The sequence below is a fragment of the Okeania sp. SIO3I5 genome, assembly GCF_010672085.1.
In the GTDB taxonomy this organism is placed as follows: domain Bacteria; phylum Cyanobacteriota; class Cyanobacteriia; order Cyanobacteriales; family Microcoleaceae; genus Trichodesmium.
In genome coordinates this window covers 1-23,951 of sequence record NZ_JAAHHT010000047.1, presented here as the reverse complement: position 1 = coordinate 23,951, position 23,951 = coordinate 1, and the positions used below count along the sequence as shown (strand labels likewise).

The 23,951-nt window shown below is 34.8% G+C and carries 21 protein-coding genes and 2 pseudogenes; 12 read left to right on the top strand and 11 right to left on the bottom strand.

Annotation, left to right across the window (positions count from 1 at the left end; genetic code table 11):
* Positions 1–307: 307 nt before the first annotated feature.
* The 4 genes from F6K40_RS13630 (at position 308) to nadC (ending at position 3,145) form a co-directional block, all read left to right on the top strand.
* Complete coding sequence (locus F6K40_RS13630) at positions 308–460, top strand: hypothetical protein (protein ID WP_293136669.1); 153 nt, start codon at positions 308–310, stop codon at positions 458–460.
* 302 nt (positions 461–762) lie between these two features.
* Entirely contained in the window at positions 763–1,077 is a 315-nt protein-coding gene (locus F6K40_RS13625) for a tellurite resistance TerB family protein (RefSeq protein WP_293136667.1), read from the top strand.
* Between the two features lie 354 nt (positions 1,078–1,431).
* Positions 1,432–1,923 (top strand): tellurite resistance TerB family protein, encoded by a 492-nt coding sequence (locus F6K40_RS13620; protein ID WP_293136665.1) that lies wholly within the window; start codon positions 1,432–1,434, stop codon positions 1,921–1,923.
* 361 nt (positions 1,924–2,284) lie between these two features.
* Positions 2,285–3,145, top strand: a complete 861-nt coding sequence (nadC, locus tag F6K40_RS13615; protein ID WP_293136663.1) for a carboxylating nicotinate-nucleotide diphosphorylase — start codon at positions 2,285–2,287, stop codon at positions 3,143–3,145.
* 677 nt (positions 3,146–3,822) lie between these two features.
* Here the strand turns inward: nadC and F6K40_RS13610 are convergent.
* Entirely contained in the window at positions 3,823–4,851 is a 1,029-nt protein-coding gene (locus tag F6K40_RS13610) for a C39 family peptidase (RefSeq protein WP_293136661.1), read from the bottom strand.
* 776 nt (positions 4,852–5,627) lie between these two features.
* Between F6K40_RS13610 and F6K40_RS13605 the strand changes: the two genes are divergently transcribed.
* From F6K40_RS13605 to F6K40_RS13595, 3 genes and pseudogenes are all read left to right on the top strand, one after another.
* A complete protein-coding gene (locus tag F6K40_RS13605; RefSeq protein ID WP_293136659.1) occupies positions 5,628–6,122 on the top strand; it encodes a hypothetical protein in 495 nt (164 codons plus the stop codon).
* Between the two features lie 104 nt (positions 6,123–6,226).
* Entirely contained in the window at positions 6,227–6,283 is a 57-nt protein-coding gene (locus F6K40_RS40835) for a hypothetical protein (RefSeq protein WP_365671365.1), read from the top strand.
* A gap of 413 nt (positions 6,284–6,696) precedes the next feature.
* Positions 6,697–6,858 (top strand): annotated as a pseudogene (locus F6K40_RS13595) (element excision factor XisI family protein); the annotation flags it as partial.
* Between the two features lie 4 nt (positions 6,859–6,862).
* Here the strand turns inward: F6K40_RS13595 and F6K40_RS13590 are convergent.
* On the bottom strand, positions 6,863–7,510 hold the full coding sequence (locus F6K40_RS13590) for a sulfite exporter TauE/SafE family protein (RefSeq protein ID WP_293136655.1): 648 nt from the start codon (positions 7,508–7,510) through the stop codon (positions 6,863–6,865).
* Between the two features lie 279 nt (positions 7,511–7,789).
* On the opposite strand from F6K40_RS13590, the gene F6K40_RS13585 reads away from it, so the two are divergent.
* On the top strand, positions 7,790–8,785 hold the full coding sequence (locus F6K40_RS13585) for an aspartate carbamoyltransferase catalytic subunit (RefSeq protein WP_293136653.1): 996 nt from the start codon (positions 7,790–7,792) through the stop codon (positions 8,783–8,785).
* A 228-nt stretch (positions 8,786–9,013) separates the two neighbouring features.
* Here F6K40_RS13585 and F6K40_RS13580 read toward each other — a convergent pair.
* Together F6K40_RS13580 and F6K40_RS13575 are read right to left on the bottom strand one after the other, a co-directional pair.
* Positions 9,014–9,235: pseudogene (locus tag F6K40_RS13580) on the bottom strand (type II toxin-antitoxin system HicA family toxin); the annotation flags it as partial.
* A gap of 47 nt (positions 9,236–9,282) precedes the next feature.
* The gene (locus F6K40_RS13575; protein WP_293136651.1) at positions 9,283–9,522 is read right to left on the bottom strand and encodes a type II toxin-antitoxin system HicB family antitoxin; all 240 of its coding nucleotides are present in this window, start codon (positions 9,520–9,522) and stop codon (positions 9,283–9,285) included.
* A gap of 227 nt (positions 9,523–9,749) precedes the next feature.
* On the opposite strand from F6K40_RS13575, the gene F6K40_RS13570 reads away from it, so the two are divergent.
* From F6K40_RS13570 to F6K40_RS13560, 3 genes are all read left to right on the top strand, one after another.
* A complete protein-coding gene (locus F6K40_RS13570; protein WP_293136649.1) occupies positions 9,750–10,223 on the top strand; it encodes a molybdenum cofactor biosynthesis protein MoaE in 474 nt (157 codons plus the stop codon).
* 100 nt (positions 10,224–10,323) lie between these two features.
* Positions 10,324–10,980, top strand: a complete 657-nt coding sequence (locus F6K40_RS13565; RefSeq protein WP_293136647.1) for a sigma-70 family RNA polymerase sigma factor — start codon at positions 10,324–10,326, stop codon at positions 10,978–10,980.
* 221 nt (positions 10,981–11,201) lie between these two features.
* Entirely contained in the window at positions 11,202–11,672 is a 471-nt protein-coding gene (locus F6K40_RS13560; protein WP_293136645.1) for an anti-sigma factor family protein, read from the top strand.
* Between the two features lie 343 nt (positions 11,673–12,015).
* Here F6K40_RS13560 and F6K40_RS13555 read toward each other — a convergent pair whose 3' ends face one another.
* Positions 12,016–12,456 (bottom strand): gamma-glutamylcyclotransferase family protein, encoded by a 441-nt coding sequence (locus F6K40_RS13555; protein WP_293136643.1) that lies wholly within the window; start codon positions 12,454–12,456, stop codon positions 12,016–12,018.
* 987 nt (positions 12,457–13,443) lie between these two features.
* Between F6K40_RS13555 and F6K40_RS13550 the strand changes: the two genes are divergently transcribed.
* Positions 13,444–14,043, top strand: coding sequence for a glyoxalase-like domain protein (locus F6K40_RS13550; RefSeq protein ID WP_293136641.1), 600 nt, complete (start codon positions 13,444–13,446; stop codon positions 14,041–14,043).
* 853 nt (positions 14,044–14,896) lie between these two features.
* Here F6K40_RS13550 and F6K40_RS13540 read toward each other — a convergent pair.
* The 6 genes from F6K40_RS13540 to F6K40_RS13515 all read right to left on the bottom strand — a co-directional run bounded on the left by F6K40_RS13540 (position 14,897) and on the right by F6K40_RS13515 (position 22,555).
* Positions 14,897–15,445 (bottom strand): YqeG family HAD IIIA-type phosphatase, encoded by a 549-nt coding sequence (locus F6K40_RS13540; RefSeq protein WP_293136639.1) that lies wholly within the window; start codon positions 15,443–15,445, stop codon positions 14,897–14,899.
* 362 nt (positions 15,446–15,807) lie between these two features.
* On the bottom strand, positions 15,808–16,884 hold the full coding sequence (mltG, locus tag F6K40_RS13535) for an endolytic transglycosylase MltG (protein ID WP_293136637.1): 1,077 nt from the start codon (positions 16,882–16,884) through the stop codon (positions 15,808–15,810).
* Between the two features lie 291 nt (positions 16,885–17,175).
* Complete coding sequence (locus F6K40_RS13530; protein WP_293136635.1) at positions 17,176–17,748, bottom strand: DUF3727 domain-containing protein; 573 nt, start codon at positions 17,746–17,748, stop codon at positions 17,176–17,178.
* Positions 17,749–18,916: 1,168 nt separating this feature from the next.
* Complete coding sequence (gene ruvX, locus F6K40_RS13525) at positions 18,917–19,342, bottom strand: Holliday junction resolvase RuvX (RefSeq protein ID WP_293136633.1); 426 nt, start codon at positions 19,340–19,342, stop codon at positions 18,917–18,919.
* Positions 19,343–19,690: 348 nt separating this feature from the next.
* Positions 19,691–20,977: a GNAT family N-acetyltransferase gene (locus F6K40_RS13520; protein ID WP_293136631.1), complete on the bottom strand. Its 1,287-nt coding sequence runs from the start codon at positions 20,975–20,977 to the stop codon at positions 19,691–19,693.
* A gap of 387 nt (positions 20,978–21,364) precedes the next feature.
* Positions 21,365–22,555 (bottom strand): F420-0:Gamma-glutamyl ligase, encoded by a 1,191-nt coding sequence (locus F6K40_RS13515; protein WP_293136629.1) that lies wholly within the window; start codon positions 22,553–22,555, stop codon positions 21,365–21,367.
* Between the last annotated feature and the right edge of the window lie 1,396 nt (positions 22,556–23,951).

Genomic DNA, 23,951 nt, shown 5'->3' with positions numbered 1-23,951 from the left:
TAGATATAGCGGTTCTGCGTAAGTCCTGTTACAAATAGTCTCTAAATAGTATTAGTTACAGCGCTTTTCAAATTGATCAACCACATTGTCACAACCAAAACCCAGTAGGGACGTTCCATGGAACGTCCCTACTTATAGTCTACCGAAATGAAAATCGCTGTATGATGCCGAATCCGGTTATCATGCACCACGTTTTTAAAATTCCTTTTTAAACCTTCTGCCTTCTGCCTTACCTTCAAAATAAAGGTTTTTTGTAAACCGGATTGAGTATAATAAAAGTTATACATATTTCTCATTACTAATAACTATGAGCGATTTATCTGGAAAAAAAGTAGAGTTTCCTGAATTTTATAAACAGACGTATGGTTTATCTTATGCAGATGAAATAGCTACTCTAAAATATGGGTATGCAATGTTGACTATTGCCTCGCAGATGGAGAAGTTAGTACAGCAGAAATGAATTGGTTGATAAATCGTCAACGTTCTATAAATGTGCCAGAAGAAATTATTGAGGCATAGTTACTAAATCTATAGAAAAATCTTTTTTGATTTAGTTTTAATTAAGTGTTACCTTAACCGGGTGAACTACAACACCCTCTATCCCATTGCTAAAAACGTTTGGGACTACTTTTCGTATTGGTGTTTAAACGAACATTGACATGACTCATTGTATTTGACACCATTTTTGTTGCTTTATAAAGTCCTCAACTACATAAGGGAATTTAACTAATCCCAGTCTAAGATATTTTTAGTTGTTTTTTTATGTTTTTCTATAAAATCAATAAAACTTTACAATACAAGGTATTTGACTACAAAAATGGTAACTTGGAAGAGCTAATTCCTGATATTAATAGATGTGATGTGGCTTTTAATGTGCCTAGGGCATTAATTTTTGATGCCATTCAAATGTGTAGAGCAGATTTAGAATTCGCCACTCAAGAACAAATGGCTGTCAAAAAAGCAGCTAAACTTTTAGGAGTTCCTGATGATATTGTATTAGCTCTAAACCGTTTAGTGGAGCATGAAGAAAGTCTAAATGCTATGCGGAAAGCATTGTTAGAGACAGATAGACCATAATTATAGTCGGAATTTCCCAAATAAAATATATTACACTTAGGGATTTGATTTACACAAAATTATTAACATCGAGCATGTAAATCAACTCTACTTCAGACAAAAATTTTTTCGGTAAAATTTTAGGAAGACTGAGAAAATAAATATTATTAAGATTGAAAAATTAATATTTAATTAAAACTAGGCAAAAAAATAAATATAGCGTTTCCTAAGCTCTCGGAGGTACAGTTGTTTTTCTTCTTTATCTATTCCCTGTTCCCTGTTCCCTGTTCCCTGTTCCCTAAAACCAAAGAATTTTGTACCTCACGCTTTTTGGGAATTGCTATATGATATAAATTTATATAATTACTAACAACAATGAACAATTTATTTGAAAAAAAAATTGAATTTCCGACATTTTTCCAAGATGCCTATGGTTTATCTAATGCTAAGGAAATAGCTACTCTTTATTATGGCTATGCCTTGCTGATTATTGCTGGAGCTGATGGAGAAGTTAACCAAGCAGAAATGAATTGGTTAATCAATCACCAACGTGCCCTGAATATACCAGAATACATTCTTGAAGCATACAGAACTTTTGACTATAAAAATGGCAATTTGGAAGAACTACTTCCTAATATTAATAAAGCTAATGTGCCTTTTAATGTTGGCAGAGCCTTAATTTATCATGCAATAAAAATGTCTAAAGCTGATTTTGAATTTGCCGATCAAGAACAAAGAGCTGTCAGAAAAGCAGCTAAACTTTTAGGAGTTCCTGATGATATTCTATTAGCCTTAAATGGTTTAGTTGATGTAGAGGAAAGTGTTAATAGAACGCGAAAAGCATTGATAGAGACAAGTAAAATTTGATTAATTGAGACAAATTTTTTCATTAATTGATAATGGATAATTACCCTTTGTTTTACCCTTGAGGATTGAATATCCGGAAATCACAATTTTTTTTCTCTTGAAATAGAAGGCAATAAAGCCAAATTGATTAATTATCTCAATTATCCATTGGTAATTATAATTGTTACTCAGCCTAGTTGATTATCATAGAAGAGTCGATAAAAAAAAATTTAGGTGCCTCAGCATTTTAAGATATATTTTAATCCACATATTTATATTAAAGATTAAAGCAGTAGAAATATAAGCAAGGTACAAGATAATTATCTTTGTATAGCAAAAAAGAATTTTATTCAATTTATTAATATCGGAAACAGACAAAACTATGAACGTGGTTGTACCTCCAAAAATAATATTAGATAATTTATTAAAAGATTGGTTGTTAGAAGATATTGGTAGGGGCGATCGCACAACTTCTGGCCTATTTGCAGGAGATGAGGTAGTTCTAGGAACAGGCCATTGGTTAGTCAAGGAACCAGGAGTCATTGCAGGTTTACCCATAGCAGCTAGGGTATTTAAACTTCTGGATGAAAAGGTAAATTTTTTACCCACTGTTCCAGAGGGGGAATGGTGCGAGAAGGGAACAGTAATTGCTAAATTAGATGGGCCTTTAGATACTTTACTAACGGGAGAGAGGGTGGCCTTAAATTTGGCAATGCGTCTGAGTGGGATAGCAACTATGACTCGTAGATATGTAGACAAAATTGCCGATCTGCAAGTACAACTGGTTGATACTCGGAAAACAACACCTGGTATGAGAATATTAGAAAAATATGCCACTCAAGTTGGTGGGGCCAAAAATCATCGGATGGGTTTGGATGATGCGGTAATGATTAAGGATAATCATATTGCTGCTGCTGGAAGTATTGGGGAGGCGATCGCTAAAGTTAGAGAAAGAATGCCTTATCCTTTAAGTATTGAAGTAGAGACAGAAACATTAGTAGAAGTAGAGACTGCTTTGGAGCATCAAGCAGATATTATTATGCTCGATAATATGTCTGTTGAAGTGATGGAGCAAGCAGTTAAAATAATTAGGGAAAATAATAGTCGAATTAAAATTGAAGCTTCGGGAAATATTACTCTAGAAACTATTAGGAATGTGGCAGAAACAGGAGTAGATTATATTTCTACAAGCGCTCCTATTACTCGTTCAACTTGGTTAGATTTAAGTATGAAAATAGAATAGGTTTTAGATGGTAGGTTTTAGGTATTATGTGTAGGTTTGGTTCAGGTACAAAACCAAATATTAAAGTAGCATATCCTAATTTTCTCTCTATTCTCTATTAGCTATAGTAATCCCAAATGATTTGTGAAAAAAATACAGTAGGGGTTTGGTTTCCAAGCCATGTTTTCGCTTGGGTTTGGAGACCAAACCCCTACTACTGGCGCGTCAAGCTTGAAAATGTTAAAAAAACCTAACCCCCCAACCCCACAACTATCCCCCCTTGCCCCCCTTTGAAAGGGGGGAGGAGGGAAGGGGGAGACTCTTCTCCCCTCTCCTTGCAGGAGAGGGGTTGGGGGAGAGGTCTTCATTGACTCGCTCTTTACCCACATTTTCAAGCTAGACACCCCTACTACTACGATGAAATTTTGCAACCTAATTTACGATTACTATATTAACTATTACTATTATTTGTAGTAAGTGCAAAACTTATAGTTTTAATGCACAATTTTTTTACCCCAAAAAGTGCGCTTGTTTCAACTCTTCACGCTCAAAAAGTTAGTATTTTTTTAGGCAAACTAAGGACATAAAAATTGGTGGACAATTCTTACTATTACCTCCTCTAAATTCCCAATTCCTCCTGACTCCTGACTCCTGACTCCTGACTCCTACCCCTACCAAAAAGACTTTTTCAGCAAGCCCTATTTAGAAATAAAATGTACCCAGAAATTACCATCTGGCATACAAACATTACGAATTAATGTATAAGAATAATGTAGATAAGCACCACTTAAGTTAGTATTATATCCAGTAGAAGACCATTCGCCATAGGGATCGTGGATAAATAATCCTTCATTATCAAAACCAACACCAACAATTAGATGACCAAAAGAAGTAAAATAACTATGTATAGCTACAGGATTTCCTGCTATTAAAAAGTCTTGAACTTCTTGAATAGTGGCATTAGTTTTAAAAGTATCTCTACATCCATAATCTCTAACAATTTTAACTAAATGATATGGATTATGACGACTGTAACCTTGACTTAAAGCATATTCATAAAGTTCGTCTTCAAATTCACCATAATTAGACTTACGATTCACTTCTAAAAATTCTAAACATGAAGCGATTGAAGTAATATTACATAACCCTGTTGGATTGTACAAATCGTCTAGTGTATGCTTGTAGGGAACTTTGATTCTGATAGTATCTGGTTGGTACTTGGGATGCACAATTTGATTATTTTCATAAATTTCAATTTGTTTTTCATCAACATACCAAACTCCTGAACCGTTGTGTTTATGGTTACGAAAGGCTATTCTGAAGTGATTTCTAACTGGAACGTAAGCTAAAAGTTCAAATTCTTGATTAGCAGAAATCTGATGTTTTTCTGAATCAGTTAATTGAGAATATTGAAGCGGTTTAGATTTCAGAATAGTATCATTTTTAGTTTTTAATATGATTGGAACTGCGGGAATATTTACTTCTATTGCCTCGAACAATTTTTTAATAGTTTTCTCCCCTAAATATCCAGCTTCACCACTTTTTTGATTGACTTGAAACCGATGAAGTGCTGCTGTGGTTAATGGGCCAAATATCCCATCTACTGGCGGGTTAAGCATATTTAGGTCAATAAGTATAGCCTGAATCTCGCAAGTCAGGTATTCATCCTCGGCGAGGGTTTTAACGTCGTATTTAAGGTTTGTCCCCAGAAAGTCTTTGAGTTCCATATTAGGTTGATAGAACAGGAAAATAGTAATCAGGAGCTATAATATACTATTCTCTGGACTAGACCAAATTATGGGACCTTTTTGAGAAGTTGGTGGGAATTTTAGTTTGTTTTAACTAGCTATTAGCTTTTAGCATTTCCGTGCCGGAATGCTCCGCAAACAGCTAGTATCCTGGATCGTAACTTCATTAACAGCTTTTAGCAGCTTGGGTTAACATCCCCGGTTTAAGAAGTCGGATGCTTGACGAGGGATTGAAATTCCCCTTCCTGACGGAATGCTCCGCAAACGAGGACGTAAAAAAAATGTTTTGCTACGCAACATGAAACCCAGAGCGGAACGGATATCTATCCTACTAAGTGCTGAGTGCTTTTTTAAGTTTTGGGAATAGTTATTGCCAGTGGAAGGGAATAATCTGTAAGATAGTAATCCGAAAGTTCTAAAGGTTGCTGTAGTCTGGTTGCCAACGAGAATTGTTTTCCTAGACAAAATATTATAGTTGTTGGGTGGCAATGACTTTGCACTTGATGATATTTCGATGAAAGTTGTAGAATCTTACTATGATTCTGAACGTGAACGTGTGCCCCAACCTTCTACACTAATAGCACTGTTTCCTGTTGGCGCTGCCGGTGTTAGTTCGCGCTTATTAAAGCGTAAGTCTCAATAGAAAGCTGTGTGTCAGCATTGGTTAATTGATGTATAGCGATCGCCATGGTTTGAAAGAAAGCAATCCTCCTTGTCTTTAGGATAAATCATAAACTTATTGAGGAAATAAAAATATGCTCAGAAAAAATTACTTATCCCTACCGTTTTTCGCCATTTTGACAACCATGACTTTCTTGGTTCCCAAAGAAGCGCTTGCTATTTCTAGAAAAGCTACTGCTACTGGATCTCCTACCCTAACTCCTGTTTTTGGAAGAAATCTAGAGAATGGAGATTTTCTGATTCTACAGAGTCGAGTTTCCTCAAGGTTTACTACAGGTGATGGACATAGTGAAAGAACAAAGTGGTTATTTGATTTCTCAGGTGACAGTAATCTAAGGCTTTTTCCGACTTCTAGTCCTCTAGATTCGGTTCTCCTAACATTAACTCTCTCTCCTGGTGATTCTTTAGTTACAACAGATATCACTGGAGTTACTGGCGAAAAATTTATTCGTCAACGTAACATTCCTGGCATCCCTGCTGTGAGAACTACAGGTACAGTTTCTATAGATTTGCTAGACTTTGGATTTACCTCTGAAGATATTATCAGTTCATTAGAGTTACTAATATAATTCCCTGGTTTTATGCCGATGATGCGCTTATTTCTTCCGCAGAACTAAAGCTGACAGTAGAACAAGAAACAACATCAGTTCCCGAACCAACTAGCACAGTCGGAATGGTGGGTTTAGTAGCGATCGCCGCCTTATCCCGAAAGCAGCAACAGAAAAAATAACCATAAAAATTTCTCATATAGCAATTATCAAATTGATGAGGTAAACCTACGATCTCCCTAAATCCCCCGATGAATTGGGGGACTTTGAAGTTCCCCCCTTAAGAAGCTATGCCTTACTCACATCTTTCTTAACATAAAACTTGGGCATTATAGATAAGTTATGTGCAAGCGAATCAAAGGATTTTTTGGGAGAAAAGTGTGTTGAAAAATACATTTTTTTGATAATTTTACACAGAATTGTTCCTCCCCCTCCTCCCCCTCTTGCCCACCCTCCCACAAGGGTTTCAAGAGTTGTGAGTAATGGATAGCCTTAAGAAGGGGGGTTAGGAGGGATTGAATATCTTTACTTCACAGATTAAATAATTGCTATAGCTAATTTATCAAGGAAAGAATTCAACCTCTAAATTCCTTGCTTGATTTTTTTTGATAGTTTTAGCGATCGCAACCACTTTCTATTAATCAATGAAGGATGGGAAGAGGGCCTCCGTGTATATGGTACTATTGTCCATGCTGAAATCCACAATGATAAAATTTAGATTCACCAAGATGGTATCGAAGATGGTATTACAGATGAACTTGTTAGTGCTGGAGTACCGAAGGATAGAATTGTAGTTGCTTTTTACCGACCACAGGAATACCTAACAAAGATACTTGAAGCAATCCAATTTTTCCCAGTAGAAACAGCATCACCATACTTGAAAGGGTAAAAGAAAGATTGATCGCTTGTACAAAAGTCTCTTTACTCAAGTCTAAAGCGAGAAAGAATGGCAAAATAGGGATAATCTGAGAACCAGTGATACCATTTATTACTCCCGTTGTCAATCCTACAGGAACAGTCAACCATGTTTTCATTTTCTCAGAAAGAATAATAGGTCGCGATCGCAACGCCCATAGAGCATAGAGAAATAAAATAGCTCCCAAAATACCTCGACTAATTGCACCTTCTATAGAATTGAGAACGTACACCCCCAGAAGCAACCCTGGGAACGTCGAGACATAAATAGGCCAAAAATTACTAAGTGCATCTTGAAATTTTCCAGCTTGTGCCATCACCAGCAGGTTACTTGAGAGAGAAGGTACAATCACTAAAGGTATAGCTATTTTCGGATCGAGAAAAGTTGCCATAGTAGGCAAGGATATAGTTGAAAAACCTAGTCCTGTAATTCCTTTGAGAAAAGCTGCAAAGAAAAACGATAAAAATATAGAAATTATTGTCTGGACATTCATCTAAGATTGATAAAAGCGAACTTACGCAGAAACCGGGTTGATCGAGAAAATTTTGTGAGTTGAAAAACAAGACCTAATAAACCCGGTTTCTTATTTAAGCAGGACTTACGCAATACACCATTTGTAGGGGCGATTTCCTGCGGAATGCGGAGCAAACGCGAATCGCCCCTACAACGCGAATCGCCCCTAGGAGATATGGTGGTTCTGCGTAAGTCCTGTTTAAGATTGACAAAACCTAATTAATTAACTGATAATTATTTCACAAAAATTCAATCAAAAATGTCTACAAACTCTTGGACTCGTCGTCATATTCTCTCTCTGGCAGAATTTACACCCACAGAATACAACATCATACTCCAAACAGCAGCTAGTTTTCAAGAAGTTCTAGGTCGCCGAATGAAAAAAGTACCTGCATTACAAGGTCAAGTTGTAGCAAATTTATTCTTTGAACCCTCAACACGCACCCGTAATAGTTTTGAATTAGCTGCCAAACGCTTATCTGCGGATACCCTAAATTTTGCCCCAGGAACCTCCTCTCTGACGAAGGGAGAAACTATTCTTGATACAGCAATGACTTATCTAGCAATGGGAACAGATATGATGGTCATCCGACATCGAGATGCAGGAGTTCCAGCAGCAATCGCCTCTGCAATGGAGCGAAACGGTTATCAAGTCCGAGTTCTCAATGCTGGAGATGGTCAACACGAACATCCTTCTCAAGCTTTACTTGACCTCTTTACTATTTGTAAATTGTTAAATTCAACCGAACCGAGAATAGAACTTTTAGAAGGAAAAAAAATTGCTATTGTCGGAGATATTCTTCACTCTAGAGTAGCACGATCTAATATTTGGAGTTTAACAGCTTCTGGTGCAGAATTACATTTAGCAGGAACCCCCACTTTACTACCTAAATATTTCGCCGAATTTGGCAAAAATAGACCTAGTAAATTATTTGTACATTGGCAAATCGAACCTGCCTTAGAAAAAGCTGATTTTGTGATGACTTTACGCCTGCAAAAAGAAAGAATGAGCCAACATTTACTCCCTAGTTTACGAGAATATCATCAACTATTTGGCATTACACGCGATCGCCTCAAACTTTGTCAACCAACAGTTAAAATATTACACCCCGGACCAGTTAACCGAGGAGTAGAAATTAGTTCTGACTTAATGGACGACCCCCAATTAAGTTTAATTTCTCAACAAGTAACCAGTGGTATTGCTGTAAGAATGGCTTTACTATATCTGTTAGGAGGAGGCAAAATGAGTAATTAATAATGAATAATTAATAATGAATAATTGATGATTAGGGTTTGCTGAAAAAGCAGAGTGTGGGGAGTGTGTAGAGAAAGAAACTTCTAAAAAGTAGCAAGATTGTTAACACTAATAAAATATACCAATCAGTTGTGATTTGTGAGAATTTGTAATATTTGATCGTAGGGGTTTGGTCTCCAAACCCAAGCATAAGATAGGGTTATAAGACTAAACCCCTACAGTTTTTTCTCACATCTCATTCCTGATTGCTATAGGATTGCTATATAATAGTCTAATTAAGACCTTAAAAAAAACATCTACATCAATATTAGCTTGTTTTAAAATACTTCTTAATGTTCCCTCCTTAATTTCTTGATGATGGGGAATGGTTGTCCTAAATTTTGTTTCAGGATTAAACCAAATTTCGTGGTCTCCTTTTGCTGAACGATAAAAAATAAAGCCTAATTTACCTAACTTTTTTGTTACTTATCGATAAGAAAACCCTGCTAATCTTCCCATTAAACCTCCATAATTAACGGATATTCAAACTGAGATGGGATAGCTTGTAACTGTAAATTATCATTCATTTCTTTTTCCAAAGTCAACAAACATTTGGCCACATCCTCGGCAATTTCTATCGCTTCTTGTATTGTTTTTCCTTCGGCCACCAACCCTTGTAAATCATCACTCGTAGCGATGAAATACTCCGTTTCATTTTCCCAAAAACGCTCAATTTTTAATCTAATTAATGTTTTCATTTGCGTAAGTCCCAAATTAATTGATAATGAATAATGAAAACTATCTCTAACTATCAATTATTAATTACCTCTGTTTAAAACCATCGGATCGAATCAAGTACAGAAATATGATTTCTTTGTTTATCCTGAAAAGGAGAGCCTTGAAACTTCTGGAGATTAATTATTAATCATCAATTATCCATTATTATATTAATTATTAATTATTCATTATTAATTATTCATTATTCATGCCTTTATCTACCAAACCAAAACAAGAACAAGATAACTTTTCTATTACTATCGCCCCTTTGTCCATTGAAGATATTTACGCTTTAGCAGATAATCCCGCCAATGGTGCTGTAGTAGTAATGAGCGGAACGGTTCGCAATCAAACAGACGGCAAACCTGTAGTTAGTCTAGAATATCAATCCTATCAACCTATGGCTATCAAAGTCTTCGAGCAAATTGCCACAGAAATTCGCATTCAATGGCCAGAAGTTAATACAGTAGTAATTCATCATAGAGTGGGACGTTTAAAAATTAGTGAAATTAGCGTGCTAGTGGCCATTGGATGTCCACACCGCTCAGAAGCCTTTGAAGCTTGTCGTTATGCCATTGATACTTTAAAACATACAGCCCCCATCTGGAAAAAAGAACATTGGGCAGATGGATCGAGTAGTTGGGTAAGTATTGGAGCTTGTGAAATGGAGAATGAGAAGTAGTGGACTCAAGAATGGAGAAATTGGGAACTATGTAAAATATTTCTCGTCCGAGTAACTGTAGCTTAAGTAGCCACATAAAACTGTTGAGGCAGTTCCGTTGATGAGTCAATATATATCTGTACCTTGGTCTAAGGTTGAGACAACCTTTTCGCAAGTGGATTTGCCACCAGAAAAACTCTCTAACTACGATTTAGTATTGCACTGCCAACAAGGTAGTCGCCCAGATCGAACTATATTTGCCGAACTTCTACATCGGTACCAACTCCATGTAGATAAAATTTTGTATCACTTGGCCCCCGAATGGCAAGATCGGTCAGATTTGGCTCAAGAGGTTTGGATTCGTGTATACCGTAATATTAAACGTTTACAAGAACCAGCCAAATTTAAGAGCTGGTTAAGTCGGATAACAACTAATTTATTTTACGACGAGTTACGGAAAAGAAAACGAGTTACTCCTCCTCTATCATTGGATGCCCCTTTGGCCTTAGATGATGGTATTATAGAATGGGAAATTGCTACAGATACTCCAGGACCAGAAGAAGAATTAACTACACAAGAATTTTACGACCATCTTAGAGAAGCTATTGCCCAATTACCTGAAGTATTCAGGGTAACTATTATTTTGAGAGAAATTGAGGGTTTATCTTATGAAGAAATTGCAGAAATTACTGGAGTTTCTCTAGGAACTGTTAAATCAAGAATTGCTAGAGCTAGACAAAGATTACAATTGCAACTCCAAAAATATTTGGATATTTGATGATTTTAATAGGCTGAGATTTTGTTATGGCATTCTATTGTAAATTACTAAAAAATTCCATAAATAAAATATCAACCTAATTTTAATCAAAAAGTTTAATTGCTAGACAAATTTATCAAAAAAAATAAGTCTCAATTCCTTAATTCGCTATTCAGTAAAAGTATGAGTCAAAAATTTAATTCAGATGATTTTGATAATCAGCTTCAGGGTGGAAAAAAACAATGAAACAAGAAAGATTTGAATTAATAAGTGCATACCTTGATGGTGAGGTAACATCATCACAACGTAGAGAAATAGAAGCTTTACTAGAGACAGATCCAGTTGCTAAACATCTTTATCAGAGACTACTACAACTACGTTCTGAGCTTCAAAGAATGCCAATAAATCCAACACTAGAACCTGTTGATAAAACCGTCGCAGGAGTATTTGAAAAAATTGACCGTAGATCGAGACGACATTTTGTTTTGGTTGGTAGTGCAGTTGCTGGTTTATGTATAGCAGTTATATCAGGATTTATTTCTGCTACTCGTTCTCCAGTAGTTAAGTTTGCAGAGGTATCTAATTCTGAAACTGTGCAAATTGCTTTAAATGAACCTGTTATAGAAATAGTAAATCCAGATAATGTTATGTTAACTGTAAATGAACCGTTATTACAAATTCCCCAAGCACCTATTACACCAGAAAAAAATTAATAGACATCTCTATAGCAATCATATTTTATTTGTGTATAAAAATCTTACCCCTTTCGGGAATAGGGAATAGGCAATGGGCAATGGGCAATGGGCAAGAGTTTCAGAATTTATTTCTAGTTTTTGAGTTGTTACAACCTATTTAGGATTGCTATAGAAAAGATGGAACAGGGAACAGGGAACAGGGAACAGGGAACAGGGAACAGAGGGGAATAATTGATAATTTATGGATTAAGGATTTGTTTTATTTTTCATTTTTGGAGAAGTCTAATAGTATAGTGTTACACATTTAAGATTAAGACATAGTAGTTCCAGCAAAGATTAGAACATTTATAAATCCTCAAACTCAGTCAGGGATTACTTCTGACTTCTGACTTGCGGGCGGCGCGATACCTGTCCAAACTCCACCAGGTAATATTTGACCACCAAGTAACTCTACCTTTTCTGGTAACATTAAATAACTCCAAACTTGGCCTAAATATTTTCCATCTTGGCTCAAGATTTTGATATTTTGTCTTTGATATTCGTTTTTCTCAGGAAGGCGTTCAGGATGATAATCCTCTAACTTATCCAAATCTTGCAAAATCTCTGGATTTCTGAATGATAAAACAAATCCATGGACATTGCTATCTCCTCTAGTCATTGCCGGATAACCAATGGGTAGTTCATACAATAGACCTTTTGCCACTGCGGGAAAAAACTCCACAACATATTCAGCACAATAAGAATGATAATTTACTTCTCCTGGTTTGAGAGTACCATAGACAAATACTTGAATATAGTTCATCTTGACATCCTTCCTATTTTGCACATGGCACAACAACCAGTTATCCCTAAACCTTACAATCTAAATCGTTTCAAGGAAGTTAAAAGTTAAAAGTCAAAAGTTAAAAGTTAAAAGTAAGATTTCATAGACTGAAAACTTTGTACCCTATAGTAATTTCAGAAAATTATTTCAGATATAAAAGACATCTCCAAAAATCAAAAATGAAATCAATTCAAGATATGAAATTAACAATTTAATTTCCTATTTCCTATTTCCTATTTCCTATTCCCTATTCCCTATTCCCTGACTTCTGCAAGAAGTCTAAAGTTTAAAACTATTTGTGACATCTTTATAGTGAATTGGTATAACTAACTATCAGCGGTATGGCGCCAATCCCCATTTCAATTCCAAGATATTTTCTGCACAACCCAAATAGCACTACTCTTTAACGAATTCAGAAGTATGTAGGGACGATTCGCTTGCTCGCCCCTACAGAAGTTGTTTTTGTAACGAGGATTAGGGCAACCCTCCAAAAACATTTCGCTTTAAATTTAAAACGGAGGGTGTTAGACCCAATTTTTTTAATAATTTTAATAATACTATAGTATTGTAAAGTTTTATTAATTTTATAGAAAAACATAGGAAAACAACTAAAAATATCTTAGACTGAGAAAGGATTGCAGAACAGCTCGTTAAATGTTGACAGGAGGGATAATACAGTTAGTAGAACGTACTATTATTAAAAAAAATAATCTGGTGTCAAATACAATGAGTCATGTCAATGTTCGTTTAAACACCGATAAGAAAAGCAGTCCCAAACGCTTTTAGCAATGGGATAGAGGGTGTTGTAGTTCACCCCGTTAAGGTAACACTTAATTAAAACTAAGTCAAGGAATATTTTTCTATAGATTTAGTAACTATAATATAATAGTAGAATTAAACTTAAATTAAACTTGTGGTAAAGCCACAAAAATTAATCAATAATAATCCTTAATATCTGATTCAACGATGTCAGTAGTAAATGTTATGGCTTTCTTGCTTCCCCAATTACCTCTAAATACTTTTTTACTAGAATTGCCCCTTGATAGTCTATTTTCTACTCAGGGAATAATGGTTATGCTATTAGCTGCTTATGCTGTAGCTATGTGGATGTTTCTTACTAGCGCCCCGAAAGTTCATACAATAATGGTTTCCGACTTGGCGATCGCCCAACAATTATATGAAGGAATGCTAGAATTACCTATAGCAGAAGTGCCGTTACATTACTACTACAATTATGAACAAACATTAGGAGCAACTGGTATAGACCCACTCTACCTATCAAATGATTATACCAGACCCAGCACTACTAACCAAGGAACACCAGGTTCAGATGGTTTGTGGTATCAATTAATGAAAAATACTCAACTACACATTATCAGTGGAGCAAGTCTGGGTGAAAAAAATCGCCAACGTCATGTTTGTTTTGACAAAGACTGTTTAGAACAAATATTAATGCGCGTACAAATGCGAGGTCTTAAGTACAAAATTAGGTCGGAAAAACCCCTTAATTTATTGGTTAAAGACTGGAATAGTCAAGTAATAGAAATAGCAGAAGTCAAGAACTAAATATTATAAGTATTCAGCTATTAGCAGTCAGTTTTCAGATTTTTAATGAATAAAGCAAGCATTGGTTGAACTTCTATTACGATATTACTTTTAATTCTTTAAAACCTTTATAGAAAATCCGGTTGAATAGTTATTTTCTAGTTGGGGAGTAGGGAAGATTGAAGTAATTATAGAATTCTCAACATATATCTTAGATAACTGGATTCTATATTAATGGTAATGAAACTGATAAGTAAGTTGGCACAAAAAAACTAACTACGTAACAGAAAGTAAGGTAGCTCTAAAACCTCTTCCATTCTGCCTTCATTTTAGAACAAACAAATATTAATGCGTGTACAAATGCGAGGTTTTAAGTACAAAATTAGGTCGGAAAAACCCCTTAATTTATTGGTTAAAGACTGGAATAGTCAAGTAATAGAAATATCAGAAGTCAAAAACTAAATATTATAAGTATTCAGCTATTAGCAGTCAGTTCTCAGCTTTTTAATGAATGAAGCAAGGATTGGTTTTACTTCTACTAAGATATTACTTTTAATTCTTTGAAACCTTTCTATAAAATCTAGTTGAATAGTTATTTTCTAGTTGGGGAATAGGGAAGATTGAAGTAATATCAAATCCGGTTAAACAGTTATAGATTGTTTAACTCAAGAGGATTCAGGATTCAGGAGTCAGGAGTCAGGAGGAGAGAGAATCATAAAGATTTAGTAGTTATGAAGATAGGAGATTTTTTGTATGCCCAATCAAGCGGATTTGATATAATTAATTATAGAATTCTAAACATACATTATTATATAGCCGGATTCTATATTAATGGCAATGAAACTGATACCTAACCGTAAATGCCTAGATAAAATCATTTTTTATGGTCAGAAATTAAGTTATGAGTAGTCATATTTAAAGACGCTCCTAATACTTGAGACACCCATACTTCAAGAGAACGAACTTTATAATTCGTAAATTCTAAACCATGATTAGATATAGGTTCCACAAGAATAGTAAACATTCCTAAACGATTTCCTGCTAAAACATCAGTAAACAAGCGATCGCCTACCATAGCAATTTTTTCTACTGGTAAATTCATCGCATCAACAGCTTTTTTTAACTTACGACGAGAAGGTTTAGCTGCAGCAGTAATATAAGGTACATTCAGTGAATAACCAATTCTACCTATTCTATATTGACTAACATTATTACTAACTAACCATAAACTTGCTACAGTTTTAATTTCTTCTACCCATGCAGTTAATTCAGGAGAAGCTTGACTATCACGAATTGACACAAGAGTCTCATCAACATCTAAAACCAAACCTTGAATTTGATGTTTTTGAATAATTTCTGATGTTAGACTTAAAATTGAGTCACCCAAAACTAAATCTGGTTGTAAAAGTTTACCCCAAGACATAACATTAATATTTAAAATAATAACTTTAAGCTGATAAATTAAAAGTCAAAAATTAGCAGATTTTAAACATACCCAAAAATAATTTATTAACAAGTCGCTAATTTTGACTTTCTCAATCGGAAAAAAAACAACAAATCCCCAAAAATTAGATATTGCAGCTTTACTCAAGTAATCCATCAATGACAAAATACTCAAACTCTTATCCATCAATAGTATTCCCTAGTCAAGCATTTCCCTAGGAAAAACTTAGTCAGATATGAATTTTGAATTTTGAATTTTGAATTTTGAATTCCTTAGTCAAGCATTTACCGAGAAAAAACTTAGTCAGATATGAATTTTGAATTTTGAATTTTGAATTATTTTTACTGAGATGATAACATTCTCTCTACCTCTGCAATAGCTGCCTCATGTTCCGCAGCAGTACGACTAAAAATATGAGTACCATCATAACGAGCCATAAAATACAAATATTCTGTATCTTCTGGACTAAGAGTTGCTTCCAAACTAGCTAAACCTGGACTAGCAATAGCAGTTGGTGGTAAGCCAGTATTCATATAAGTATTATAAGGAGAAGGAGTTTCAATCTGACTATAAGTAAGAGGCTGATCTTTCGTTTGACGAATACCAAGACCATATTCTACCGTTGGGTCTGCTCCTAACCTCATACCCTTTTCCAAACGGTTATTAAATACACCTGAAATTAAACCACGTTCTTCTGCAACTACAGCTTCCTTTTCTACAATACTTCCTAAAGTTACCCATTCATGCAAACTCAACTTTGTTGTATTGTCCTGGTTTTTCTGATATACTGGTAATGCTATTCGCTCAAACTGTCCTAGCATTTGGTTAATAATACCTTCTGGAGTAGTATTCTCCGCTACTATTTTATAAGTATCTGGGAATAGATAACCCTCTAAATGAGGAATATTACTCGGTAACCATGGAAACTTCTCGTAGGGAATATTTTTTGTAGCAGCAATAAAATCAACAGCAGGGAAAAAACCTTGAGCTTCCAAATATTCAGCCATTTGTTTGATTGACCATCCTTCACGAATGACATAACTGAGTTTAACTACATCTCCCTCTAAAATTTGATCTGCGATCGCGCTAAGTGGTTCCGTCGGTGATAACTTATAAGTTCCAGCTTTAAACTCCAGATCTGAATTTTGTAAACTTAACCATTTTACCCATAAATTCCAAGCTGTTGCAGAGCGAATGATACTAGCAGCTTCTAAATCTTCCCCTATCTGTTGACCATAAGTTCCCACAGGAATTTTGATTGTTACAGCATTTGCTTCTGGAGACTGAGTAGATGATGTTGCTGAAACTAGGGGTCCACTTACCCAACTCCACCAACTCCATCCCTGCCAAGCAAAAATACCACAGCTTACAGGTAGAATGGCTAAGTAAAACAGGGCACGATTGGAAATAAGTTTCATACTTTTTTTCATTTGATTGGTTAATACTTTTTGGCAACAAAATTGCTCTGAGGTTAGTTGGTCAAAATTCTGACTTGGACTATTCTAGAATATTACTAAATCTAATCTTTAGCTTAAAAATCCTAAATTTCCTAAAATTTACCGAATAATTATTAATTATTAATTATTATTAGCCTCCCCTTGGATAGGGGAAAAAAGAAATAAAGTTTCCTTATTTTCAATTCCCTAAAGGTTTTAACCAGAGGTAATTATCCATTATCCATTATCCATTATCCATTAATGAAAAATGCTTTATTGCATATCATCGAACAGTCTATCTTCTAACATTGCTTGAACCATTGGCTGAATTTGCTTAAACTCTTCTTCTGAAAGTAATTCCAATTTTCCATTATCACTTTTACAAGCTGGAATCAAAAATGGATCTAATGGAGTATATATAGCGTATTTCCGATCTTGATACAAAAAAGTTGCTAGTTCTTCGTAATATTCCCCTGTTTCATCATTGTCATCTATTTCATCTAGTTCCTCTTCATCCCATTCTGGTAACTCCCCAGTCACAGTTAAAGTTATAGCTGTTCTTTGCAGGATCAGGTTTTGTTCTTCCAGGACAACTTTGGCCGTATCAAAAATTTTATCAATTTCTGATTCATCACCTACAGGAATACTTGCTTGTGCTATATCTTCTGGCCCCCAAGTAAAGATTTCTACAGGTAGGTCTAATGGTAATAACATTACATACTGTTTATCGTTTAACTCTAGAGAATATTCTATGGTACAATGTAGCGATCGCTCTGCCTCATCAGTTAGGGTGATATAGGTTTCTTGAGATTGTCCATTTCCTTGTGATTCTGGCGATGAAAACATTTTAGGTATTTTGATTATTCGTTTATCTAAAAAAAATCGGTAGTTTGGAAGCCATTTTGCTTGAGCAATGGTCCGAAAAGTACTGAGATAGTTATGTTTATTTTAACACTCAACAGTTTTTCAGTATTAAATTATACTCTCTATATCATACATCTTTTTCTACAAAATTAATTAATAATTAACTATCATTTATCACAATGATATTCAAGTGAGATTTAAAATTGTAAATTTTTACTATAGCGTTTCTCTCGTTACTGAGGTACAGTTGTTTTTCTTCTTTTCTATTCCCTGTTTTTTGAATTACTAATCTCTATTCTCTATTCCCTACTGCCTAAAAATTACAAATAAAAAACTCAAGCTTTTTGGGTATTGGTATAATTAGGGTTTGCCCTCAAAAGTCTTTTTTAAGGAGTAGGGGAGCGGGGAAGTTCGTACGGGAGTAATTTTTTGCCCTGTACCAAAAATGCTAACTTTTTGAGCATGAAGAGCTGAAAACCAGGTACTATTTAAAATACCTAAAAAGGCTAAAACCTTTATCGGTAATTGCTTTGAGATTTGATCAGCAGAGCAATAATTAAATAATCTAATTTGATTATTATTTTTGATATAATTTTATTTCTGGAAATCTCTAATAAATGTTATTAAAATTGCTCTTATAATAATTCTTCCCTAATCAGAATATCAATAATTACCCAAAATAATTTATATGTATTAATTTACTAAATTTATCTTGATTATTTCAATTACCTTGAACTTCAAATACCTTTTTGATAAATCTCATTTTTTTGCCAATAATCATTAATTTGAATCTCACCAAGAATAAATCATATAAGTTATATATCAAAATTTTTATTGTGTTTTCGCCCTTGCACTTTTGGAGGTTGCTGACTCTAATAAACATGAAAACTTATAAGTAATAAATATGTAAAATAACCAAAGTATTTAACACAAATTAAAATTTATTCAAAACCTCTTATATATCTGAAATTTTATATTTCCCGAATTATAAACTTACTCAGCTATCCGACAGTTACCCTACTTCTACCTACCTTTTCATAACAATAATATTTAATAGATACCCAGTTAATATTTTTATTGCTATTTATCAAAATAAGCCTTAACTCAATCTAACTAGATTGCAATTCTTAACTTATAAACTGAGTATTTTTTATCTCCGTTCATCAAGCCATTGTTGCAAAATTAAAGCTGCTGCCTTTCTATCAATTAAACCCTTATTTTGAGAAGGAGAAATATTAGCAGCTTTTAGCATTTCCTCAGCTTGAACCGAAGTCAAACGTTCATCAACATATTCTATCGGTAATTCCAGAGCTTGCGACAACCTTTGAGCATATTTTTGTATCTCCTTAGCTTGGAAACCTATAGAACCATTCATAGAATAAGGCAAACCAACTACAAGAAGTTCGACTTCACGTTCTTGAACAATAGTTTGCAATTGAGCTATATCTTTCTGAAATGAAGTCCGCTTGATAGTAGTAATACCAGTAGCAATTAAACCAGTACCATCACATCCTGCAACCCCCATACGTTTTCTACCTATATCCAAACCTAAAGCTGAAATCCGATCTTGAGGCATTGGGAATTATACTCCTTTTTCTATTAAAAATATTCATAATTTAATTTAATTACAAACTCAAAAATCATATAGCGTTTCTCTAGTTAGTTAGGTACGGCTATTTTTCTTATTTTCTATTCCCACTCAACCAGAATTTACTACTCCCTACTCCATAAAAATTACCGAATAATTAATAATTATTAATTTAATTATTCATATTTAAAGCCTCCCTTTTCAAGGGAAAAAATGCTAGAATATCTCCTTATCTTCAATTCCATTACTATTTTCAGCCGAGGTAATCATCCATTATCCATTATTAATTAATGAAGAATTTTGTACCTCGCTCAGAGATAGAAATTTATGTAATTATCAGATTTTTTCATCATCATTATTTTCTACACTTTTTGAATCAGGAAGCATAAATTCCGATGCAGAATTTAGTTTTTCATTTTTCCCTTCCCAATAATGGTTATTATTAGCATTTGCCTGAGAATTACTACGCATATCTTTTTTATTTTGCATCATTTTCAGCCAAGAACTACGACTAGGAACAGGTTTGCGAGCTGGTTGTAAACTTTGCAGAACGTCTGAAAATTGGAGGTCAGAAATAACTGATCTAGACTCTCTAACCTTATGCCAAACAGAACGAGACATCAACAAAGTATGTTCAATTTGTTCAGCTTTTATCTGTTCCAAATATGCTTCACGTTCAGGTTGATAATCAGCAGAAGCAAGTTGCAAAGATTGATTAGGAAAATCTTGAACCAACGTTGCCATTTGTGATAATAATTCTGGATATAACCAAGTATAAGCTGGATGTACAGTTAACTCAGCTATGTGTGGTTGTGTACCATCACGACATAATTGTATTTGGAAGTAACCTATTGCTGCTTTGCGTTGAGATTCAAACACATACCCACTCACCAACTCAGTATGATTAAGCCATTGCCTAACTCCTTCAATCAAACCACCAACAAAGCTAGTTTGAAAATCTTGGACATGGCGGTCAAATACTTGCCTTACTAGAGGTGGCATAGATGCTGTATCTAATTGATAAAGCAACTGAGCATCAGCATTACTAACAGGTAGTAAGTTTGGTAAATTTGGCTGCTTTTGGGCTAACTCTTCTAATTTTTGGGGAGCGATTGTCCAGTAAGTAATTTGAGCCAATGGCTGAAAACCATTTTGGCGATACAATGCCATGGTATCTTTATCATTAATATTAACTTGCAATAACCATGTCCGTGCTTCCCAAATTTTTTCAAAGCAGTATCTAAGTAGTTGAGAACCGATTCCCCTAGCATTTCCTGCTTCTTCAATAAATATCCTTTCTACTCGCCAACTGCTGCGAGTGCGATTGCTTGGACAAACTTGAATTGCTCCCTTAATTTGTCCATCTATTTCTGCAACGTAGGAAGTTAACAAATATCTACAGGGATTAGGGAAAAGGCTCAACAACTTTATTGGCCAGTACCAATGATTAATTTGTGCCAATTTCTGGCTAAGGTGAATGGGAGAGAGATTAAAAGTAACATCTCGGTGGCTATGTTGGACTTCTGGAGTTTCCTGACATAGCTTTTTAATAGCTTCTAGGTCGCGGTACTCTAGAGGACGGATGAGCACCTGGCTTTGCTTTTGGCGGATAAAAGGTTTCATAATTTTGTGTTCTTGGTTTTGGGATGCTTAGGTCAAGATTAATGAATTTAGAATTTAGAATTTAGAATTATTAAATTGTTAGGGCGTGTCATCAATTAAAAAATTGACAAAATAGTTATTGTGTGCTGTAGGTCGATGGTAATCGCTATGCCAATAAAATCACTGAAGCTACCCAATACCTCCTAGAAAGTTAACCGAACGTTTATCGTATCTAGAGCGTGTCATCAATTAAATTTGAAAGGGTTATTTGGTAAGAGTTTTGGGATGCATGGCCTGAAAAAACTCTAGAGGCTAAAAACCTTGAGTGACAAAGCTTATAACTTCTAATTGATGACACACCCTAAGTAATATAAGATTTTCAGTTAAGTTTACAAATCAGCTCTAATTCTAAATTCTAAATTCATCTGATGACAATGGCCGAATCAGAACTATAGGGGTTTGCTCATCAGCATTTCCGGCAGGATTACTTATCAAAGCTTCCTCTAGTAAAGATTGAGATACGTTAGATGTTGCTGCTAATATCTTAACTGCTTTTAAGTCATTAACGTCTACTATTGCTGCACCTAGACCTGTTGCTTCTTGTATTTGGTATACTACTTGCTGAGGATTTTCTGGACCTAAAACTATAAATTGGTCATAAGGAGGTAAGGTTCCAGTCACATCATCTATTAGTCTGGCTTGTTCTCCCGCAAGTTGGTAGAACATTCCTGGTTGTCCTAATATTTTGGCAATGGAGCCTCCAAAAAAAGCTATTAATACTTTTATTGGTCCGACAATATCTACTAGAGTTTGCATTCCACAAGCTGTGGCCAAACTTGAGGTGGGCAGAAAGAAGTAACAAATACGTTTGGCCACCCATCCTGGTTTGACATCTGTGGGGTGACGAAAACGGCCTTGTATTAGAGCTAGAGGTGTTTCACCTATTGTAACTATGTCCCCTCTTTGAGCATGAGGAACTACATAACGTTTGATAATTTCTATCGGATCATCTAACTCAGTTAATAGGTGAGTCCGAATAGGAAATACTTTTGCATTTTTTGCTTCTCGTTGATTTGGCGTAGTATTTGAGTCAGGAAATTTTAGAGGGACAATAATATGTTTGACTTTGGGAATTCGACCACCAGGTCCGTAAGTAATATAATTTACTTTAATCCAAGCTGATTTTAATTGCTCTAAATTATTACCTTGAATATCAATTGATATTTTGAGTTTTGTCTTTTTTCCTACTTTTACTATATAAGCAAACCAATAGTTATCGGTTCTAGCTGGAGCATCTTCATGGAAAGGAGTAATCTTAGCTTCACAATTTACTCCTTCTAAACTTCCATTTGATAGTAGTTTTACTTCTGCCTGTACTTCTGGCACCATAATTTCTAGGCTTTTAGTACAGTTGCATAATTCCATTTCACCTACTAATAGATATTTTTCTGGTTCTGCAACTGCTAAATTCCAGTCTCCAGAGGTTAATTCTAAGGCATTACCAGGACGTTTACGATATTGTAATTCTAGTGCTAACCAGCTTAAAGTTATAAGTATGGCTAAAACAATAATTCCTATTGTTAAAATTTCTGTAATCACTTAATCTCCTAACTAGATATTATTTAATCTAAGTTTACTTAATATAATTTCCTTCATTTTATTTGAAAATCCTGTTGATTCTACATAAGTCTAATTTATTTAGCCAACTATAAAATATATTTTTTATTGATATATACTATATATTATGATATAATATTATTCTTTTTTGTGAAGGAAGAAGTATAGCACTACGCATTAAGGTATTTGACAGTAAGCATTCAGCCATTAGCAGTCAGCTTTCAGCTTTTTAATGAACAATCTAGCTCCATAGATTTTTAAGATTAACTGATGGACTTTTACCCATACTTTGAAAAATCTCTAAATTACTTTTTCCTCTTTTAAAAGTAGTAAAGCTGATAGCTGAGAGCTGACCGCTGAATGCTTACGTTCTCCAGAGATTTTTAAGATTAACTGATGGACTTTTACCCATACTTTGAAAAATCTCTAAATTACTTTTTCCTCTTTTAAAAGTAGTAAAGCTGATAGCTGAGAGCTGACCGCTGAATGCTTACGTTCGACATCTCTAAATCTTGTTTGCGCAGCATGACCTAGGAAAACCTTTTGACAGTTTACTATTCCCTATTACCTATTCCCTATTCCCTAGCGCTATAAAACTGAATATCCAGCAAAAAATTTCACTTTTACTTCTGAGTGAAAAAAACAAAATTTAAAAATATAAACAAAAAAATATATTGGGCTATTGTCGTTCTTTTTTTGTAAAGATTTGTAAACTAGATAGATAGTGTTTTGTGGAATTGTGCGACTCGTTGGCCACTAAACCAGTAAAACTGGGTATAAATGGCCGTCCGTGACCAATCTTAAAGGAGGTTAAATATTCGGTCATTGGATAACTCTTATTACCTTGATGGTGAAATTCCATCCGCCTTGTTGTTAGGTTGACATCATAGATCACACTGGTGAGACTGAACATCAAACTGGTGAAGCTGGTCTAAAAGCGGGAAAATACCAGTTACCGAGGAACGATACCGCGAGCAAAGGTTGACAAGTGGACGAAGAGGAAGGTAATTAAACTCTCGTAAAATACAACCACTCCGAAGGTAGCTATGGAGTGTAGGACGAAAGTCAGGGGGTCTTTGGATAACCTTATAATTTCGAGGTTATCAGCAACCACACCGAACCCTCCGGGAGACTTTACCCCACTAAATCAATCGTAATAAAGGAATAAGGGAACGAGGAAACCTCCTTAAGACACCTAAGAATACAGGTCGAAATCTTAGGAAGCCATTCAAGGTCAATCTGCACTATGGATGCAGGTCTTAGGGAGAGTAGGATTGGGTAAGAAGCATACTAATTAATAATTAATAATTAATAATTAATAATTAAGAGCGGACGAATAAGAGTAAATATTCAGTATCTGAATTGCTTAGTTTTCCCT

What these genes read in the sequence shown, in the direction of transcription:
- F6K40_RS13630 (WP_293136669.1), top strand. Translation starts at nt 308, where the DNA reads ATGAGCGATTTATCTGGAAAAAAAGTAGAGTTTCCTGAATTTTATAAA.
- F6K40_RS13625 (WP_293136667.1), top strand. Translation starts at nt 763, where the DNA reads ATGTTTTTCTATAAAATCAATAAAACTTTACAATACAAGGTATTTGAC.
- F6K40_RS13620 (WP_293136665.1), top strand. Translation starts at nt 1,432, where the DNA reads ATGAACAATTTATTTGAAAAAAAAATTGAATTTCCGACATTTTTCCAA.
- nadC (WP_293136663.1), top strand. Translation starts at nt 2,285, where the DNA reads ATGAACGTGGTTGTACCTCCAAAAATAATATTAGATAATTTATTAAAA.
- F6K40_RS13610 (WP_293136661.1), bottom strand. Translation starts at nt 4,851, where the DNA reads ATGGAACTCAAAGACTTTCTGGGGACAAACCTTAAATACGACGTTAAA.
- F6K40_RS13605 (WP_293136659.1), top strand. Translation starts at nt 5,628, where the DNA reads ATGCTCAGAAAAAATTACTTATCCCTACCGTTTTTCGCCATTTTGACA.
- F6K40_RS13590 (WP_293136655.1), bottom strand. Translation starts at nt 7,510, where the DNA reads ATGAATGTCCAGACAATAATTTCTATATTTTTATCGTTTTTCTTTGCA.
- F6K40_RS13585 (WP_293136653.1), top strand. Translation starts at nt 7,790, where the DNA reads ATGTCTACAAACTCTTGGACTCGTCGTCATATTCTCTCTCTGGCAGAA.
- F6K40_RS13575 (WP_293136651.1), bottom strand. Translation starts at nt 9,522, where the DNA reads ATGAAAACATTAATTAGATTAAAAATTGAGCGTTTTTGGGAAAATGAA.
- F6K40_RS13570 (WP_293136649.1), top strand. Translation starts at nt 9,750, where the DNA reads ATGCCTTTATCTACCAAACCAAAACAAGAACAAGATAACTTTTCTATT.
- F6K40_RS13565 (WP_293136647.1), top strand. Translation starts at nt 10,324, where the DNA reads ATGAGTCAATATATATCTGTACCTTGGTCTAAGGTTGAGACAACCTTT.
- F6K40_RS13560 (WP_293136645.1), top strand. Translation starts at nt 11,202, where the DNA reads ATGAAACAAGAAAGATTTGAATTAATAAGTGCATACCTTGATGGTGAG.
- F6K40_RS13555 (WP_293136643.1), bottom strand. Translation starts at nt 12,456, where the DNA reads ATGAACTATATTCAAGTATTTGTCTATGGTACTCTCAAACCAGGAGAA.
- F6K40_RS13550 (WP_293136641.1), top strand. Translation starts at nt 13,444, where the DNA reads ATGTCAGTAGTAAATGTTATGGCTTTCTTGCTTCCCCAATTACCTCTA.
- F6K40_RS13540 (WP_293136639.1), bottom strand. Translation starts at nt 15,445, where the DNA reads ATGTCTTGGGGTAAACTTTTACAACCAGATTTAGTTTTGGGTGACTCA.
- mltG (WP_293136637.1), bottom strand. Translation starts at nt 16,884, where the DNA reads ATGAAACTTATTTCCAATCGTGCCCTGTTTTACTTAGCCATTCTACCT.
- F6K40_RS13530 (WP_293136635.1), bottom strand. Translation starts at nt 17,748, where the DNA reads ATGTTTTCATCGCCAGAATCACAAGGAAATGGACAATCTCAAGAAACC.
- ruvX (WP_293136633.1), bottom strand. Translation starts at nt 19,342, where the DNA reads ATGCCTCAAGATCGGATTTCAGCTTTAGGTTTGGATATAGGTAGAAAA.
- F6K40_RS13520 (WP_293136631.1), bottom strand. Translation starts at nt 20,977, where the DNA reads ATGAAACCTTTTATCCGCCAAAAGCAAAGCCAGGTGCTCATCCGTCCT.